The organism is Aliiglaciecola sp. 3_MG-2023, from assembly GCF_030548205.1.
In the GTDB taxonomy this organism is placed as follows: domain Bacteria; phylum Pseudomonadota; class Gammaproteobacteria; order Enterobacterales; family Alteromonadaceae; genus Aliiglaciecola.
Genome location: NZ_JAUORV010000014.1, coordinates 50,719 through 69,088, shown reverse-complemented (window position 1 = coordinate 69,088; position 18,370 = coordinate 50,719). Strand labels below are relative to the sequence as shown.

Sequence of the window (18,370 nt, the reverse complement as noted above, 5' to 3'; positions counted from 1 at the left end):
TATTGGCGTTATCAATAGGGTCTTGGCTTTACTGTTATTTGTCACGATAGAATAATCTACGCCAAGTTAACTTAACAATGCTGGGCGCGGAAACAAACAGCCTAAATGAAAGCTAAGTCGCCGAGCCGGCAACTTAGCATGAATCGAGAATAGAGCGGTATTAGGAGAATTTGGCCAGGGTAAATTTAGTATCTTCAGTGCGCAATAAATATAGTGCGAAACACGCTGCCCACATTGGCCATGCTGCAAAGAATAATAAGTTATTGAATGGGTCTAAGTATTGATTCATGGCTGATAACGTCGATCCTCCGTGAAGCAAAAATATCAGACCGTAGGTGATACGCTTTTTCACACCAGCGACAAATGCTATGACCAGTAAAAGCTGCAATGCCCCTAAGATATAAGCCACAGTTTCGCCCATACCGGGAATTGAATAAAATTTCTCAAAAATTCTAATGCTGTGCCCTGGATTAATAAATTTATCCAATGTCCAAACAAACATGACTAAGAAAACGCCTAGTCTCATTGCTAAAAGCGACCACTGTAAGCGGCTGCGAATTTCGTTAGGAAGTACTTCACTCATTTAAATTCCTTAGTAACTCAGTTAATTATTTTTTATTTAACGTCTCTAGTCGACGCAACGATTGACCTAGATGAGATTTCAGCCTTTCTAGCGCCGTTACCTAAGATCAGGAATATCATCAGACCGACTCTTCTAAATTTTCTTTCAGCTTTTTTTAGTTGTTTAGAACTTTCTCGGTGGATAATACATATATAGAGACCAACAACATGAAGTTCTGTTGGTATAAAGCGGAAGTAGAGAAAGCACTTATACGATGAAAAAGTGCTGAAGCATTTTTTATCACTCTGGGTAAACCATAATTAATGTTTATATAAATAACTAAATCTCAATTTATTTGTAATAAGTGTGCAATAAAAATCGGCACAGCTAGGTCTTTAGGCTCAGAGTGATTAATTTTAGGAACAGCAATGGTAACCAAATCACAGCAGTTGTTAGTCGGTGTTAGTTTGATTATGACCTACCCCGTTGCAGCTCAAGACAATAATATTGAACATGTAATAGTGACAGGCGAAGTGCAGCCAGCCCTTGTTTTATCACCTAAGAACGCGGTCATCGATGGTCCATTCGGGAAAGATAAAAACTTAACGGAAATTGCTCGCTCAATATCATCTATTTCTGAGGATATGTTAGAGCAATTGTCTATTGATGACTTGCAAGACGTGCTGACGTTAGTGCCAAATACTTATTCAGCAAGTGGTTTTGGGGCGCCAAGTTTACCGACGATTCGTGGCCAGCTAGGTGAATTATTTCAACAAGGTATGCGACGTCAAGCAGGTAACAACGGCTTTGGTATCCCCCTGTCTTTTAACAGTGTCGGCCAAATCGACGTAGTAAAAGGTGCCCCTTCTGTCATTTTAGGCTCAAGTCAAAGAAACGGCGGTTTTGTTAATCTAAACAATAAAGTGGCTTCTTTATCTGGTACCGATATCAAAGTTCAGGCTAATGCAGGAAGTTGGCAACATTATCGTGCTCAGTTAGATATAAATACCGCCATTGAAGAAGGTAAAAGCGGGATTCGCGTAAGCGCTGAGTATATCAACAATGATAGTTATTTCGACTACAGCGGATTTCAGAGTGAAGATTTATTCGTGACGTTGCGCTTGCTGCCTGATGACAAATCTAGCTGGGATATTAGTTTCGAATATTATGACGTGGATTTCACTGACAATGCAGGTATTAACCGTCCTACCCAAAACTTGATAGACAATGGTTTATATATTACCGGGCAAGGTATTCAACCTAATGGTTCAGACATCCCTGGTGCATTCGCCGTTGTGTCACCAACGGGTGAAGTGGCAATTCCTCGTAGCACGGTGTTAACTGATCCCGACAACATCAATAATGCACAAACATTTGTTTTGCATAGTACTTACCTGCGAGAATTAAATTCAATCCATAGTTTAACCAACCGAAGCTACTTTCAATATTTAGACCGCGAAGAGATTGCCCAAAACAGTTTTGTGGAGATTATTGATGGTGCAAAAACTGCGCAAAACCGTACTGAGATTCACTCCATTTGGGATGCAGAGCAACAAACAACTTGGGGGATTGACATACGTTACAACAATGTATTGGGATATAGTCAATTTACCACCGAAGCCGACTTGCCTATTGATTTACTTGGCAGTATCGAACAACGTCGAATTCCGCTAACTGACGCGCAAAAAGCACGATTAGTTGAGTTAAGACCTGGGGTTTTTGTGTCTCCCGGTGCTAATTACGATATTGATGGCGATGGTTCAAATGACTTTTCGTTATCTGACACCACTGATTCGACAACGTGGCAAACGGGTTTATTTGTGGAACAGGAAAGTGATTGGAACGATCGCTTTAGCACCACCGTCGGCATCCGAGCCGATCACTACAATGTTCAGGCCAGAGATGCGCTGGCACCATCAGGGCAAATAGCAGCCCAAGACTCATTCTCTACTTGGTTATACTCTGGCTCGGCCTCAGCACGCTTTAAAGTAACTGACTCTGTGGTGTCTTACGCTACTTATAGTTATAACGAAGCAACCTCTAACAGTATGGGCGGCGGAACCGTTTTAGGTGCAGACAATAAAATTAATCCTTTGAACTTTGCAACCGAAAATACACTTTATGAGGTTGGCTTTAAATACTCTCCTGCTGATACACCTTGGTATGCTGATGCCTCAATATTTGAACAATCTCGCAGTTTACGCAACCGAGACGGTAGCAATACAGGGATAATCGCCAAGGGTTTTGAAGCTCAAGTGTTTTATCAAGGAAAGGTGTTTTGGGCTAACCTTGGATACAGCTATTTAGATGCTCGCTACGATAACTCCGCCAGTGCCCAAGACTCTCAACAAGTAGCTGATGCGTTCGACAACTCGCGACCTGATATTATTCAAGGCACCGGCATAGGCGCTCCTAACTTCGCGGGTTTTGCCCCATCAAATCAACCAGTACAAGGGATTCCGCAGCAAGCAGTTTCCATCAATGCTGGATATCAAATATTGGATAATTGGGATGTCTCTGGCTCTGCCATTTATACTAAAAGCTATCCTCTGGATTACCTCGCAACCGTGTTAATACGCGACCAAATAACCATTAACTTGAATACTAATATTGCGCTGACAGAGCAATCGAGTTTGCGCTTAGAAGTGCGTAATTTAACCGATGAAAAAAACTGGCGCCCGGTATTTGAAGGCGGCTATTTTGGTTCAACTTTAGTTTTCCCTGAACTTCCGAGAAATGTTCAGTTAACTTATACATACAATTTTAAGGCTTAAACACCACATGAACAGTAAACGTGTAATATTGATCATTGTCATTGCTGCATTAATTGCTAGCTTTTTTATCTTTGATCTTAACCAATACCTCACCCTTGAAAGCTTAAAGAGCAATCAACAAGCATTGGCTGGATACATTGAAGCTAACTGGTTAGTGGCATTTTTTGGCTATTTAATTATATATGCAGTCGCTACTGCGTTAAGCGTGCCAGGTGCAGCCATTCTTACACTAGGCGCGGGCGCATTATTTGGCTTCGGATGGGGATTGTTACTTGCATCATTCGCTTCAAGTATCGGCGCGACTCTCGCATTCTTAGCATCCCGTTTTTTATTGCGAGATTGGGTTAAAAGCACCTTCTCGAAAAAGCTGGAGTCTATCGATAAAGGAATCGAAAAAGACGGTGCTTTTTATCTGCTAAGTTTGCGTTTAGTACCACTTTTTCCTTTCTTCATCATTAACTTAGTAATGGGTGTTACCAGTATCAAAACCTGGACTTACTACTGGGTTAGCCAAGTCGGTATGTTAATTGGTACAGCTGTATACGTAAATGCCGGTACCCAGCTAGTTGAAATTAATCAATTGTCTGACATTATTTCCGGTGATCTGATTTTATCCTTTGTGCTGTTAGGTATCTTCCCTATTCTGGCTAAATTTATACTCAGTGCGTTGCAGCAGCGCCGGGTATATAAAGGTTGGAAAAAACCCAAAACATTCGATCGTAATCTGGTTGTGATTGGAGCAGGCTCTGCCGGTTTAGTTACCGCCTATATTGCTGCTGCCATCAAAGCAAAAGTAACCTTAGTTGAACGTCATAAAATGGGCGGCGATTGTCTAAATACTGGTTGTGTGCCATCTAAAAGTTTATTACATGCAAGTAAATTAGCGCACATTCATCACACATCACAAAATGCCGGCGTAACCTACGATGCACCCAAAGTAGATTTTAAAGCGGTGATGAACAAAGTTCACAGTGTCATAAAATCTATCGAGCCCCATGATTCTGTAGAGCGATACGAGTCATTGGGCGTGAATGTTGCTATCGGCGATGCCACAATCGTTTCGCCTTGGCAGGTGGATATTCAAACCGCAGATGGAGTGCAATCTCTGACCACTCGCAATATTGTAATTGCTACCGGAGCTCGCGCTTTTGTACCTGACATTCCAGGTTTGAAAGAGATTGATTATTTAACGGCTGATAATCTTTGGGAGATCCAAGAACAACCTAAACGCCTAATTGTGCTTGGTGGAGGTCCAATTGGTTGTGAATTATCACAAGCGTTTGGTCGCTTAGGCACCCATGTGACCCAAATAGAACGTGGCGACCAGGTGTTAAGTAAAGAAGATCCAGATGCGGCTAAGCATTTGCAAATTCAGCTTGAAAAAGATGGTATCGATTTACGCCTGAATACCAGTGCTATGGCAGTTGAAACCAGCACCGAAGGAAATGTGTTAGTTGTTGAATTTGAAGGTAAACAAGAACGTATTCCATTTGATAAAATTTTAGTAGCTGTTGGCCGTCAAGCGAACTTAACAGGGTTTGGATTAGATAAACTGGGCATCGAGACAGACCGTACTATCATCACTAATGACTTTTTACAGACTAAGTATCCTAATATTTTAGCGGCCGGTGACGTTGCAGGTCCATATCAGTTCACTCACACGGCAAGCCATCAAGCATGGTATGCCGCTGTAAATGCGTTGTTTAGACCATTTAAAGTCTTTAAAGTGGATTATAGTGTTATCCCTTGGGCAACCTTCGCTGAACCAGAAATTGCTACAGTAGGCCTAAATGAAGTAGCCGCAAAAGAAAAAGGTATTGAAGTTGAAGTGACTCGCTATGATATTGGCGGCCTAGACCGCGCGTTGGCTGATGATCACGCACGAGGCTTTGTTAAAGTGTTGACTAAACCTGGAAAAGACAAAATTCTGGGAGCCACCATTGTAGGTGCAAATGCCGGCGAACTATTAGCCGAGTTTGTTTTAGCCATGAAACATGGATTAGGTCTAAATAAACTTTTGGGTACTATTCACATCTATCCTACGATGGCAGAAGCGAATAAAAACGTTGCAGGAAATTGGAAGAAAAATAACGCACCTCAAAAACTACTGGCTTTCGTTGAGCGTTTTCACACGTGGCGACGTAAATAGCTTAACCAATGGGGTGATAAGGTTGTTTTAGTGCGAGCATCTAACTAAATTTTGCGACGCTTGCCTTCGCCCCTATTCTGCTCACCGAGGCAATTATAACCTTGTGGTTAATTACCAAGTTAACCACAGAGTATGTGTACTTTATTTCGTATTTTTATAAATGATAATTTAACGGAAAATGATATGTTTACGTTTTTAAGTAAAATCAAAGTAATGGTTACCAACAGTGTTTTGGCTGGCACCATATTTACTGTTTTAATTTGTGTAAAATCACAGGCTGCTGACTTTGATCATCGTTACGATAGTTACAATCAATTGTTAGCGCAGGTTGTACAAGTCTCCGATGACAAAAAACAAAGCAGAGTGAAATACCAACAATTAGTGTTGAAAAAAGAGATTTTAGAAGACGCTTTAACGGGATTTTCAATTGTCACTAAAAGCCAATATGATGATTGGGATACGCAACAACAATTGAGTTTTTTAATCAACGCATACAATGGGTTTACCCTAAAGCTGATTGTTGATAATTGGGATGAATTTAAACAAGGTGATGCAGAATCTATTCGTGACTTAGGTTCACTTTTTAGTTCACCTTGGGAAAAAAAGTTTTTTATGCTTTTTAACAAAAAACATAATTTAGACGACATTGAGCATGAAATGATCCGTAAATGGTTCAAAGAACCACGTATTCATGCAGCATTAGTGTGTGCTGCGGTATCATGCCCTCCCCTTCGAAATGAAGCGTTTACAGCCGATAAGTTAAACACACAATTAGACAATCAGATGCATCTATTTTTAGCGGATAATAGCCGCAATGGGATCATCTTAAAAGGTCAAAAAGGTGAAGCGTCCCTTTCTTCGATTTTTAAGTGGTACCGTGAAGATTTTGAAAAAGGTCAACAAGGGTTTAACTCATTATACGACGTGCTTAGGGTTTATAGTGATGCCCTTGTGGACAGTGACGCCCTTGTGAGCAGTGACAATGATGCAGAGACTAAACGTAATATCATTAAAAACGCCAACTACCCCATTACATTTAAAGATTATGACTGGCGTTTAAATGACGTGGCCAACTTTTAACATGATGGTATCTATTATTAACAGAGCTTACCTATCAATAGCGATAATATTGCTGATGTTAGCCAGTTTAATGCCGTTGGCCCACGGGCAAGAAACTCAACGGGACAACGCCGCGAATATGACAGCAAGTCCACAATGGCAAAAAATCTTATCTGACGCGCGTGGTGAAACAGTTTACTTTTACGCTTGGGGCGGCTCAAAACCGGTTAATGACTACCTGCGCTGGGCCGCGAAGGAAATTGCCAGTCGTTATAAGGTACGTTTGCGACATGTCAAAGTAGCTGATATTAGCGAAGCGGTGAGCCGCTTGAAAGCTGAGTCTGGTAAGCAAAGTGCCATCGACTTGCTGTGGATAAACGGCGAAAATTTCAGTTTTTTGAAACAACAAGAACTGTTACTTGGTAATTTGTGGTCAAGTATTCCCAATAGTGCAATGTTAGCAGTTCAAGCACTCTCACTACAGAATGATTTTGGGGTTCCCATTGATGGATTTGAAGTGCCATGGGGAGTGGGTCAATTTAATATGATTGCCAACCCAAATATATTTAATCTCAATATTGCTGGCAAAGTGAACGACAGCAAAATCACGCCAACGATTATTCTCAAGGCAGCCCAACAATATCCCAATAGGATCAGTTACCCTAGACCGCCAGAGTTCCATGGGACAACCTTTTTGAAGCAACTTTTAGTGGGCCTTAGCCACAACGATAAACGACTGTTTGAATATGCTACCCCTGAAGCCCAGGCAAAACTGTTACCGTTGTTGTGGGATTATTTAGATCAATTGCATCCGTTAATCTGGCAACAAGGACGAGCTTTTCCTAGTTCAAACACAGAGCAACTTTCTCTGTTGCAACAAAACAAATTGGATATGGCTGTCAGTTTTAACCCAAATCAATTAATCAAAGAGCAGCAGGAAAAACGATTACCCCCATCTGCGCAACGTTTCCATTTCGCTCAAGGCGCGATAACAAACAGCCACAATTTGGCTATTCCTAAGGGAGCCCAAAGCCCAGCCGGCGCAAAAGTTGTGATCAACTTTTTATTAAGTGAAGACGCTCAGAAACAAAAATTAAACGGCAGTTGGGGGGATCCAACGGTTATTACTCCGCTACTTGATCCAGCGTCAACCTTGCCTTCGCAACAAGAACTGCATAGTTCTTGGCAGCAAGTTATTGAAGAACAATGGCAACAAAAATACGGCGCTTAACCCTCTCCACGGGCTGGTTTATTGTTACGATAGTGGCAGGACTGCCTTTGTTTGGCATTATCGTTGGTTTATGGCCATCGGTGGCTATTTCTTGGCGTGACTTAATAGAATTTTTTACCTACAACGGCATAGCAACGTCAGTGTTAAGCACACTGTTTGTATCGCTGACTGCGCCTCTTGTCGCGCTTTACATCAGTTTTATGGTGTACAGCCAATATCGTTTTAACCCCCGCTGGCAAGCACTGGAAAAAAGACTCGCTCCGTTGTTGTCCTTACCTCATTTAGCCGTCGCCTTAGGGTTAGTTTATTTATTTAGCTCAGGTGGTTTACTGTGGTCGTCACTGTGGGGCATATTCGGTGCCACCGCGCCACAATGGTTAGGATTGCCCCACAAAAGTTTAGTAACCCTGTTACTGGCAATGAGTATCAAAGAGGTCCCTTTTTTCCTATTGATCTTCAGCGCCCTTGGTCGCCAGTTGCCGATAAAATCATGGTTATTGCAAGGTAGAGCCCTAGGCTATAGGGAAATTACCAGTTGGTGGTTATTAGTTTTTCCGGTTTTGTTAAAACACTCTCGTTTAGCGCTGCTTGCTGCTATGGCTTATACTTTGTCGGTGCTGGATATAGCCCTATTGGTTGGCCCCAATATCCCAGAGTTATACGCTGTCGTATTGTATAACTGGCAAACTGGCTTCACTGTTGATGAGCAAGCCTTGGCATTTGTAGGTAACCTTGTACTAATAGTGATGTTAAGTATATTAATTGCAGGCATATATACACATGAGTGGTGGGCCGTACGAAATTTACGCCATCACGCTATTCGTAGAACGTCATTAAAAATAATTCGCGTTAGCCGTTTATTTAGCCATTGGCTTGGCTTATTTAGCCTTTTAACCCTAAGCATTTTAATCACATTTTTAATCTGGTCATTGGGTTGGAACAATCAACAAAACATGCTCAGCACAACCCCGATAGATTGGTCTTTTGGGTTATGGCGAGACGAATGGTTTTTTATGCGAGGTCCGCTGTTAAATAGCCTTTACATTGCTTTAGTTAGTAGTATTGTTGGAGTGTTAACAACCCTTTTAGCCTTAGAGTTACAGCGACAAGCAAAACGTTACCTTCCAGATTATATTTGGTTAATGGCGATTCTGCTGCCGCAACTAAGCATGGTCTATGGCTGGCAAATATCCCACACGGCGTTGAATGGGAGTTATCATACGGGTTGGGTTGTTATCTCTCACCTACCCTTTACTTTTGCATATAGTTACTTAGTGCTGCGCGGCCCTTTCCAAAGTTTAGATCGGCACTATGAATTAGTAGCTGCAAGTTTTGGCTGTAGCTATTGGCAGCAATTTTGGAAAGTACGCTTGATGCTGTTACGACCAGCCATGCTGAGTGCTTTGGCCATCGCATTCTCCGTCAGTGTTGCCCAATATATTCCGACACTAATGATTGGCGCAGGTCGCGTCTCTACAATCACCACTGAAGCTGTTGCTATCGCCTCGGGTAATGAACAAAGTATCACCGCGGTTTATATGCTAGTTCAGGCATCATTGCCCTTTGTGGCCTTTTTTGTCGCCAGTGTCGTGTCCCAACGTCTTAGAGGAAGTTTCGATGTTTCGCATCAATAATTGTCAAATTTCAATAGAAAACGGATGCATCGAGCTACCAGATATATGCCTTGATAGTGGGGAGTTATTAGTGCTAACTGGCCCTAGCGGCATGGGCAAGTCGACATTTTTGCATTGGCTTTTAGGCGACAGCCCGAAGCATGCTAAAGTCAGTGGTGAAATAACCTTAAACATGAAGCCGCTTAACTCGGTCAAGATAGAACAGCGCCGTATAGGCTTGTTGATGCAAGACGTACATCTGTTTCCCCATTTAACTGTGCTAGATAACATTTGTTTTGCCCTGCCTGCAAATCTTAAAAACGAAAATGGCAAAAAGCTAAGTAAAAATCAACGTCGAGATACCGCACTAGCGTTGCTAAAGGAAATTAATCTAGACTACGTTGCCCAGCATTATGTTGAACAATTAAGTGGTGGTGAGCGTTCAAGGGTGGGCTTAGTCAGAGCACTAGCAAACAAGCCTGAAGCACTGCTTATGGACGAACCTTTTGCGGCATTAGATCCAAACACTTGCATGCAAGTAAGCCTGTGGGCATTTTCTCAACTTCAATCCCGAGGTGTACCTAGCATAATGGTAAGTCATGATATTAATAACATTCCACCTCAAGCACAGCACATAGACTTAGCTGATTTTTATCGCAGCCTATAATAAATCGCTGCACACAAATAACGTCCCTGCACTGGGACAAAATGATTAAAAACAAGGTAAACCATGATTGACCCTCTTCTAAATCGGCTTTTAAAAAAACCTCTTTGTAGCTTGGCTAAACAACTAATAAAAAGAGGAATCAATGCTGATACGGTAACCTTAGTCGGTTTTGTCATTGGTATGTTAGCCATCCCGGCGATCATATTCGACCACTACTTTTTGGCACTATGTCTAATTTTGTTAAACCGATTAGGAGATGGGCTCGACGGCGCTATTGCAAGAGAGACAGCTCCTTCTGATGCAGGCGGCTTTTTGGATATCACCTTGGATTTTATCTTCTATTCTGCCATTGTTTTTGCATTTATCTGTGCCAACCCGATAGAAAATGCCGTGGCGGGTAGTTTTTTAATGCTCTCATTTATGGCCACAGGTGGTAGCTTTTTAGCCTTTGCAATTATGGCGAGTAAGCATGGTATAGACAGCCCTAACTACCCACAAAAAAGCTTGCATTATATGGGCGGATTAGCTGAAGGTTTTGAAACCATTTTAGTCTTGTGTCTATTCTGTTTATTTCCCACTCATTTTGTACTCATCGCCAGTGTGTTTGCATTGATATGTTGGTTAACTGCGGCGATACGAATTTGGGTTGGCTACCATACTCTTTTGGCCACCAAAGACTAAATTTCTTTATTGTTAGGTTTTTCACGAAATGGCATGAGCAGAACCGTACTAATCCCTGTATTGCTCGACTCAGATGGATAGTCTTTTAATCCCAACACTAAACCATCATCGCCTGCCTGAGCGTTGTTAGTATAACTATTAAAAAGACGATCCCAGATGGACAAACAAAAGCCGTAATTGCTATCCGTCTCTTTAACGACTTGACTATGATGAATACGATGCATGGCTTGGGTAACAATGACTCTGCGTAACGGCCATTCTAACCAGTTAGGTAATTTAATATTACTGTGATTAAAAATGGCGCTGGCATTGAGCAGTATTTCAAATATAAGAATAGCTTCTACCGGTATCCCTAATAACAGTATTCCTAATGCTTTAACCACTAAACTTAGGGCAATTTCAATGGGATGAAAACGCAGTCCTGTGGATGCATCCAAATGCGGATCGGCATGGTGGACTCTATGCAAACGCCATAAAATAGGCACGCGATGTAATAAGCGGTGCTGCCAATAAATCAAACAATCTAGCATGATCACTGCCAGTAAAATTGCTAGCCAATCGGCTAATTTCAAGACATTCAATAAACCAAAATGAATATCATCGGCGAAAATAGCGACTACCGCTAACCCTGCAGGAACCAATAACCGACCCACCACGGCGCCACAAAACACCAAAAAGAAATTACTCAGCCAGCGTTTGCCATTTGCTACAGGAGAGACCCTATTTGGCAATATTGCCTCCCACACCATCATAACCATTAGTACCACTAAAAAACTACCAATGCGCAGCCACGCTTCATTTTGCATATGAATTCCATACCTCTTATTAAGAGATTTACAAGTTGAGCCTAAAACAATTACTGACCGTATCTATTTGTTCATATATCATAAGTCCATAAAACACGGATATTACAATAAGATCGGAGTACTCTCTATGAAGACCTTGGTAAGCCTAATTAGCTTTCTCGCTATTTTACTCGTTGCACTACCTGGCCCCCTATACAAATTTGGAATTTTGGAGCTCGGCCCTGCGTTTACAGCTTTGCGTTATGGTGTTTTTACTGGTATTGGGGCAATCGTTTTGATTCTAGTTCAACTCATTTTTTTACGTAAAAACATCAGTTGGCCAAGTGTCGCAGTATCCGCTGTTTTAGCTATTGTTGCTGTGGGTTTACCTCTTAGCATTATGAGCAAAGCGAAATCTGTTCCGCCCATTCATGACATCTCAACTGATCTAGTTAATCCCCCTAAATTTTCGGCTATTGCAACCTTACGTGCAGATGCTCCCAATCCTGTAGAGTACGCTGGCGAAGAAACAGCTAAACAACAACGTGAAGCTTATCCGCAATTGAAGTCACAAGTATATACTCAATCTTCCGCGCAAGTTTTTGGCGCAACCGAAGCCGCTATGAATGATTTAGGTTGGGAACTCGTTAATGCAGATAAATCAGCAGGCATCATAGAAGCTACAGATACCACTACTTGGTTTGGCTTCAAAGATGATGTAATTGTTCGCATTGCCAGTGCACAAGCAGGCACAGTTTTAGATGTTCGCAGTAAATCCCGTGTTGGTAGAAGTGATCTCGGTAAGAATGCCGAACGAATTCAACAGCTTATCGAAAAAATCAATAGCCACTTATAAACATATTAAGCCTCAATATTTTAGTTAATTAAAATATTGAGGCATTTTCTGGTTACTCAAACATTAGCTAAATCGAGATAAAAATACGCTATTATTTAAATGCGATATACTTCTATGGCTATAACATTTGAATATTAACTTTTAGATAACTTATTTTCGGATCTAATTAAATAGACATGAGACGCTTTTTAAAATCAATACAATCAAGACTGGTGTTACTCATTTTATTGGTAGCCTTACCTGGTATATTCACCCTTGTTTATATGTCGATTGAAGAGCGCCAGCATGCCATCCATGCGGCTCAGCACGAAGCTATAAAAACCGTAGAGGTTACTACTACTTTTCAAGCTTTATTAATCAGAAGAACTGAGAATTTTTTAAAACATTTGTCTACGTTTAGTGCAGTGCTAGAGCCTGATTCTTCAGCATGTAGCGACTTTTTAGCTGATATTATAAAAATAAAAGATATCTACTTTAATATTGGCGTACCAAAAGTTAACGGTGAATTGATTTGCAACGCCAAGCCCCTGAATAAAAGTATCAATGTTTCAGACCGTCCTTATATTCAAAAAGCCATTGCTAGCCGGGAATTTTCAATTGGTGAATACCAAATAGATAGAGCAGCAAATGTAACCAGCATTAACTTTGCCTATCCTGTCATACACCCTCAAAGTAATGAGATTATCGCCGTCGCCGTGGCCGTATTGTCTCTAGATTGGTGGAGTAAACAACTTTCAGATTCTCGTTTACCGCAGAATTCAGTGGCGTACATTACCGATCATGAGCAAAAGGTCATTGCCGCTTTTCCCTATCAACCAGAAATACTTGGTTCGCACATCTCAACTATTCAACCCAGTCTAGAACAATACGAGTCTGTTTACGGCATCGACGACCAAGACAGGTTTTATGTGACAAGGCCCCTGCGAAAAGACAGTGAACTGATTAATATTACAGTCGGCATTCCTTTCTCAGAAGAGCTAAACGCTATAAATTCACGTTTGCTAAATACAGCTATTGTTCTTTTCCTCATCCTTGTTTTAATGCTTGTCATTGCTAGTTGGGGTATCCAAAAAACTTTAGTAAACCCACTCAAAAACCTTTTGCAATCAACCAAAGATTTAGAGTTGGGAAGAGATATCGACGATATTCCTAAACAAGGCACTTCTGAACTAATTGAATTACAACATCGTTTTATGCTGATGGCCAAAACACGTTTGAATGCGGAAAAGCAACTTCAACAAAGTCAAGCGTCCCTTTTAAAAAGTGAAAGTGAATTTTCTGAACATATTAAAAATACCCCTTTAGGCTGTATATCTTGGGATAGAAACCTATTTTGCACGAAATGGAACAAATCCGCTGAAAAGATTTTTGGTTACAGCGCCGAAGAAGCCGTTGGTAAACACGCAACGGATCTTATTTTGGTGCCCGAGTTACGAGAAGAACTGCAAAATGTTTATCAGTTAATTTTAGAGCAAAAAGGCGGTGCTAAAAATACCAATGAGAATCTAACAAAAAACCGTGAACTGATTATTTGTGAATGGTACAACACACCAATTTTGAATCAAAACGGTGATGTCACTGGTGTCACCACGCTGGTTCAAGATGTCACAAAAAACAAACAGAACGAGGCACAGCTTACCTTAGCAGCCAGTGTTTTTTCCCATGCCCGCGAAGGCATTATTATCACCGATACTAAAGGCCATATTATTGATGTCAATCAGACCTTTGTAAATATAACCGGTTATACACGAGAAGAAGTTTTAGGGAGAAACCCAAGCTTCCTTAAATCTCACAGGCAATCCCGAGATTTTTATCAAAAACTATGGAAATCCATCGGGGATAATGGATTTTGGTGCGGGGAAATCTGGAATAAACGTAAAAATAATGAAATTTATGCCCAACTGCTAACCATTAGTGCAGTAAATGATGAAAAGGGTAATGTGAAAAACTATGTGGCCATTTTTACAGATATTTCAGAATTTAAAGAGCAACAACATAAACTCGAACACATGGCCCATTTCGATGTTTTAACCAATCTGCCTAACCGAACTTTGTTAGCGGACCGATTAGGACAAGCCATATCTCAAAGTAAACGCAATGAAAGAATGTTAGCTGTCGTATTCTTAGACTTAGATGGTTTTAAAGAAGTGAACGATAGTTACGGCCATAGTTTAGGTGATGAACTGCTAGTTATTATCGCATCTCGATTAAAAGAAACCATGCGTGAGTGTGATACATTATCGCGCTTCGGTGGAGATGAGTTCGTGGCCGTATTGGCAGACCTTGAGCAATTACAAGACTTTCAACCCATTATAAATCGTATGCTAAAAGCTGCTTCTACGCCAGTAATCATAGATAATATTAACCTAAAGGTATCCGCCAGCATAGGTGTGACATTGTATCCAGCAGATCAAACCGATGCTGACCAGCTTATTCGACATGCCGACCAAGCAATGTATTTAGCTAAACAGAAAGGCAAAAATTGTTATCACCTTTTTGATATCAAGTCTGAAGATGCCATTAAGGCGCGCCATGAAACTTTACTGAATATTAAAGCGGCTTTAGAAAACCGTGAATTTGTCCTTTTTTACCAGCCAAAAGTTAACATAAGAACAGGTGCAATTATCGGGGCGGAAGCATTAATTCGCTGGCAGCATCCTCAGCGTGGCTTGTTATCTCCTATCGAGTTTTTACCCTACATTGAGAATCACCAACTTAGTATAGATGTGGGAGAATGGGTAATTGAAGAAGCGTTACGACAATTGGCAAAATGGCAAAGAAATGATCTGGTGCTTCCCATTAGCGTGAATATTGGAGCCCTACAAATTCAACAAAATAACTTTCCAGCGCAGTTACAAAAGTTACTGACAGCTTACCCTGAAGTTGACCCACAATTTTTAGAACTTGAAGTATTGGAAACCAGCGCGCTAGGTGATTTATTGGATGCGTCTGAAATAATGAAAAGCTGTATTAAATTAGGGGTAAATTTTGCTATTGATGACTTTGGAACAGGATACTCTTCACTCACCTATTTAAGAAGATTACCCGCTAGCTTAATTAAAATAGACCAAATATTTGTACGCGACATGTTAGTCGATCCAGAAGATCGAGCTATCGTAGAGGGTATAGTTGCCCTTGCCAAATCTTTTAATCGTGACGTCATTGCCGAAGGCGTTGAGACAATCGCCCATGGTGTGTCTTTGCTCCAACTAGGCTGTGACTTAGTTCAAGGTTACGGAATAGCAAGACCAATGCCCGCTGCGGACATACTCCCTTGGACAACTAACTGGAAAAATGATGAAGTATGGCGCTTATGGTCGTCCGATAAACAAAACTAAAGTGGCATTAACTAGATGATGAGGTATTCTTTCTAGCCAAAAATATGCTGTGCTGGGTACCGCTTCGTTTTTGCGAACTTACCACGCGAGTATCTACTTCGAACCCTGCATCTTTTAGACGCACACTAAATAAATAATCAGGCCCAGCGGACCACACGGCTAACATGCCCTTGGGGTGCAAAACCTGATAAATAGCTGCAATACCTTGCGTTGAGTACAACCAATTATTGTTCCCCTGGGTCAGCCCCTCTGGACCATTGTCAACATCCAGTAGAATAGCGTCATATGTGGGTTTATTTGTCTCCAAAAGTAATTTTACGTCACCAATAACAACCTGTGCACGAGGATCGTTAAGTGGCCGCTTTGCGCACTCCCCTAAAGCTCCTTGATTCCACTTAACGACTTCTGGGATTAATTCAGCAACGCTCACTTGAGCACTCTGATTAACCACTTTCAATACCTCAGCCAGGGTATACCCCATCCCTAAACCACCAACCAAAACATGGGCTTTATCGGTGTTTTTTAAATAGGCGCATCCTAACTTAGCCAATTCTTTTTCTGAATTAAAAACACGACTATTCATTAATTCGCCGCGCTTTCCAGTCAAGCGGATGGAAAACGCCTTTTCTCGTTGAAAAAGTGTCATTTCACCGCCACCGGGAATAGCAGCAGAGTCCAATTGAATCCATGGGAGCATAGTTAGCCTAAAGAAAATAAAAAATAATCGCATAGGCTAACACAATTTTTCATCTCAATAAGTACATAAATAAGTTTACAAAGAATCACATTGCGCTCAATTGTTTATAAATTGGTAAAGTAATTAACTTAAAATTGGTTACAATATTGGTTTAGTTAATTCAGAATTTTAAAGAGATCAGAATGAGTAAACTGCGATTTAAAAAAATAGCGCAAGCCAGTATCATCGTACCTTTATCACTTTCCGTTGTTGTCGCTTGTTCCAATACTGACATGAGCCATATGTCTAAGGATAAACTTTCCCCCAAAAGCCCTATTCCTGCCACTAAATTTGACCTATCAAACTGGAAAATTACCGTTCCTGTAGACATGGACAATAATGGCAAAATTGATGAAATTGATGTGGCAGAAATGCAAACCTATGTTCACCCTGACTTTTTCTACTTAGATGAAAATGGCGGTATGGTTTTCGCAACGCCCAATAAAGCAATTACCACAGCATCATCAAGCAATACACGCAGTGAACTCCGTCAGGCTTTTCGAGGAACGAATAAAAAAATAAAAACCAAAGCACCAGGTAATAACTTTGCTTTAGCTGCGCATGCCAATGCCTCTCAATTTGCCTCAATAGGCAGCAAAATAGATGCAACACTGAAAGTAGATCATGTCGCGATAAGGGCAAAAAATCCTAACACCCCTGCGGCCTATTCAGTGGTAGTAGGACAAATCCATGCCGTAAAAGATGATAAAGTCATCGCCCAAAATCAAGGGTTTGGTTATGGTAACGAGCCCATAAAAATTTATTTTAAAAAATGGCCTAATCATCAAATGGGTTCTGTTTTTTGGAATTACGAGCGCAACCTAGCTAAAACGGATCCAAATCGTACAGATATTGCCTACCCAGTATGGGGAAATACCTGGAAAAACCCAAATGAACCTGGAGATACAGGTATCGCGTTAGGAGAAGAGTTCAGCTATCGCATTAATGTGCACCAAAATACCATGTATTTGACCTTTAGCGCTAAAGGCAAAGACGATGTTAAATACGCGATAAACCTAGCTAACAATATTGACGCATATGGTAAGGTTGACGAGAAAGATAACCCACAAGGTTATGCTGGCGACTCCCATTACTTTAAGGCTGGAGCTTACAATCAGTGCAGTACAAAAGACCAGGCTGGCACTCTTTGGTATGCAGGATGTTTAGGTACTGGGGATTGGCAAACAGACAAGATGAATGGTGACTATACCCAAGTAACTTTTAGTAAGTTGACATTGAGTTCACCGCAGGCCCAGTAGATAGCTCAAGCTTTATCTCTACTCGGCACAAAATGCAAAGCAGATAGCAAACGCATGCTCTTACAAGTGGGAGCATGCGACAAAACTAGCGAGAATAAAGTTAATTAAGAAAGTCTTCTAAAAACCACGCTGACAATTCATGTCGACCTTGTAAGTTGCTTTTTGAATAAAGACTAGAGGCTTGTTGTCTAACAGTGGCCTCTTTTGTTTCCCTGACAGAGGCAATTTCTTTTAAGCTTAGACCTTTTAATATTAGTATTGCAACTTGCTGCTCACCAACAGTCAGCCCCCATTCTTTAAACTGCGCCTGAATCACTTGAGCATAATGTTTACGTTCGGTTTCAATTTCGCCGCTGAGGGTTTTAATTTGCATATCTGCTTGTTTTAGTTTTGTCGCTAAGCGATTTAACGACCTAGAGCGTAACCTTAAATCATGAATAAGAAGTAAGGCTGCAATGGCCGAAACAAGAACGATAATGGTCTCCCCTAATACATGCCAAATGGGTACATTTAGTTGTATGTCTACAAACACATCCATCGCATTGAGAACCATAATGGTAATTAGCACTAAAATGATAATTCGATCTTTCATTTACTTTCCAATTCTTTAAATTTAATACCAATATTGGTTATCTCGAACATATGTTCGATGCCAAGTCC

The 18,370-nt window shown here is 41.0% G+C and carries 14 protein-coding genes; 10 read left to right on the top strand and 4 right to left on the bottom strand.

From position 1 onward, the window contains the following. Positions 1-160: 160 nt before the first annotated feature. Positions 161-583: a hypothetical protein gene (locus tag Q4574_RS15635; protein WP_303475171.1), complete on the bottom strand. Its 423-nt coding sequence runs from the start codon at positions 581-583 to the stop codon at positions 161-163. A gap of 452 nt (positions 584-1,035) precedes the next feature. Here Q4574_RS15635 and Q4574_RS15630 point away from each other — a divergent pair, with 452 nt between their 5' ends. The 7 genes from Q4574_RS15630 to Q4574_RS15600 all read left to right on the top strand — a co-directional run bounded on the left by Q4574_RS15630 (position 1,036) and on the right by Q4574_RS15600 (position 10,736). After that, positions 1,036-3,336: a TonB-dependent siderophore receptor gene (locus Q4574_RS15630; protein WP_303475298.1), complete on the top strand. Its 2,301-nt coding sequence runs from the start codon at positions 1,036-1,038 to the stop codon at positions 3,334-3,336. A 7-nt stretch (positions 3,337-3,343) separates the two neighbouring features. Then, positions 3,344-5,485 carry an FAD-dependent oxidoreductase gene (locus Q4574_RS15625; protein ID WP_303475170.1) on the top strand — a complete coding sequence of 714 codons (2,142 nt, stop codon included), beginning with the start codon at positions 3,344-3,346 and terminating at the stop codon, positions 5,483-5,485. A gap of 183 nt (positions 5,486-5,668) precedes the next feature. After that, entirely contained in the window at positions 5,669-6,565 is an 897-nt protein-coding gene (locus tag Q4574_RS15620) for a DUF547 domain-containing protein (protein ID WP_303475168.1), read from the top strand. Beyond that, positions 6,546-7,775 (top strand): ABC transporter substrate-binding protein, encoded by a 1,230-nt coding sequence (locus Q4574_RS15615; RefSeq protein ID WP_303475166.1) that lies wholly within the window; start codon positions 6,546-6,548, stop codon positions 7,773-7,775. The genes Q4574_RS15620 and Q4574_RS15615 overlap by 20 nt, the downstream gene beginning before the upstream one ends. Continuing rightward, positions 7,751-9,409 carry an ABC transporter permease subunit gene (locus tag Q4574_RS15610; RefSeq protein ID WP_303475164.1) on the top strand — a complete coding sequence of 553 codons (1,659 nt, stop codon included), beginning with the start codon at positions 7,751-7,753 and terminating at the stop codon, positions 9,407-9,409. Before Q4574_RS15615 ends, Q4574_RS15610 begins: the two co-directional genes overlap by 25 nt. Continuing rightward, entirely contained in the window at positions 9,393-10,055 is a 663-nt protein-coding gene (locus Q4574_RS15605) for an ATP-binding cassette domain-containing protein (protein WP_303475162.1), read from the top strand. Before Q4574_RS15610 ends, Q4574_RS15605 begins: the two co-directional genes overlap by 17 nt. A gap of 63 nt (positions 10,056-10,118) precedes the next feature. Continuing rightward, positions 10,119-10,736, top strand: coding sequence for a CDP-alcohol phosphatidyltransferase family protein (locus Q4574_RS15600; protein ID WP_303475160.1), 618 nt, complete (start codon positions 10,119-10,121; stop codon positions 10,734-10,736). Here Q4574_RS15600 and Q4574_RS15595 read toward each other — a convergent pair. Then, positions 10,733-11,542 carry a sterol desaturase family protein gene (locus Q4574_RS15595; RefSeq protein WP_303475158.1) on the bottom strand — a complete coding sequence of 270 codons (810 nt, stop codon included), beginning with the start codon at positions 11,540-11,542 and terminating at the stop codon, positions 10,733-10,735. The two genes, Q4574_RS15600 and Q4574_RS15595, sit on opposite strands and share 4 nt — an antisense overlap. A gap of 127 nt (positions 11,543-11,669) precedes the next feature. Here Q4574_RS15595 and Q4574_RS15590 point away from each other — a divergent pair, with 127 nt between their 5' ends. Together Q4574_RS15590 and Q4574_RS15585 are read left to right on the top strand one after the other, a co-directional pair. Continuing rightward, complete coding sequence (locus Q4574_RS15590) at positions 11,670-12,377, top strand: DUF1499 domain-containing protein (protein ID WP_303475157.1); 708 nt, start codon at positions 11,670-11,672, stop codon at positions 12,375-12,377. Positions 12,378-12,553: 176 nt separating this feature from the next. Continuing rightward, on the top strand, positions 12,554-15,715 hold the full coding sequence (locus tag Q4574_RS15585; RefSeq protein WP_303475155.1) for an EAL domain-containing protein: 3,162 nt from the start codon (positions 12,554-12,556) through the stop codon (positions 15,713-15,715). 7 nt (positions 15,716-15,722) lie between these two features. Here the strand turns inward: Q4574_RS15585 and Q4574_RS15580 are convergent, their stop codons facing one another. Then, positions 15,723-16,412: an MnmC family methyltransferase gene (locus Q4574_RS15580; protein ID WP_303475154.1), complete on the bottom strand. Its 690-nt coding sequence runs from the start codon at positions 16,410-16,412 to the stop codon at positions 15,723-15,725. 182 nt (positions 16,413-16,594) lie between these two features. On the opposite strand from Q4574_RS15580, the gene Q4574_RS15575 reads away from it, so the two are divergent. Continuing rightward, positions 16,595-17,710 (top strand): polysaccharide lyase family 7 protein, encoded by a 1,116-nt coding sequence (locus Q4574_RS15575; RefSeq protein ID WP_303475152.1) that lies wholly within the window; start codon positions 16,595-16,597, stop codon positions 17,708-17,710. Positions 17,711-17,810: 100 nt separating this feature from the next. On the opposite strand, the gene Q4574_RS15570 is transcribed toward Q4574_RS15575, so the two are convergent. Further along, positions 17,811-18,302, bottom strand: a complete 492-nt coding sequence (locus tag Q4574_RS15570) for a LuxR C-terminal-related transcriptional regulator (RefSeq protein WP_303475150.1) — start codon at positions 18,300-18,302, stop codon at positions 17,811-17,813. Between the last annotated feature and the right edge of the window lie 68 nt (positions 18,303-18,370).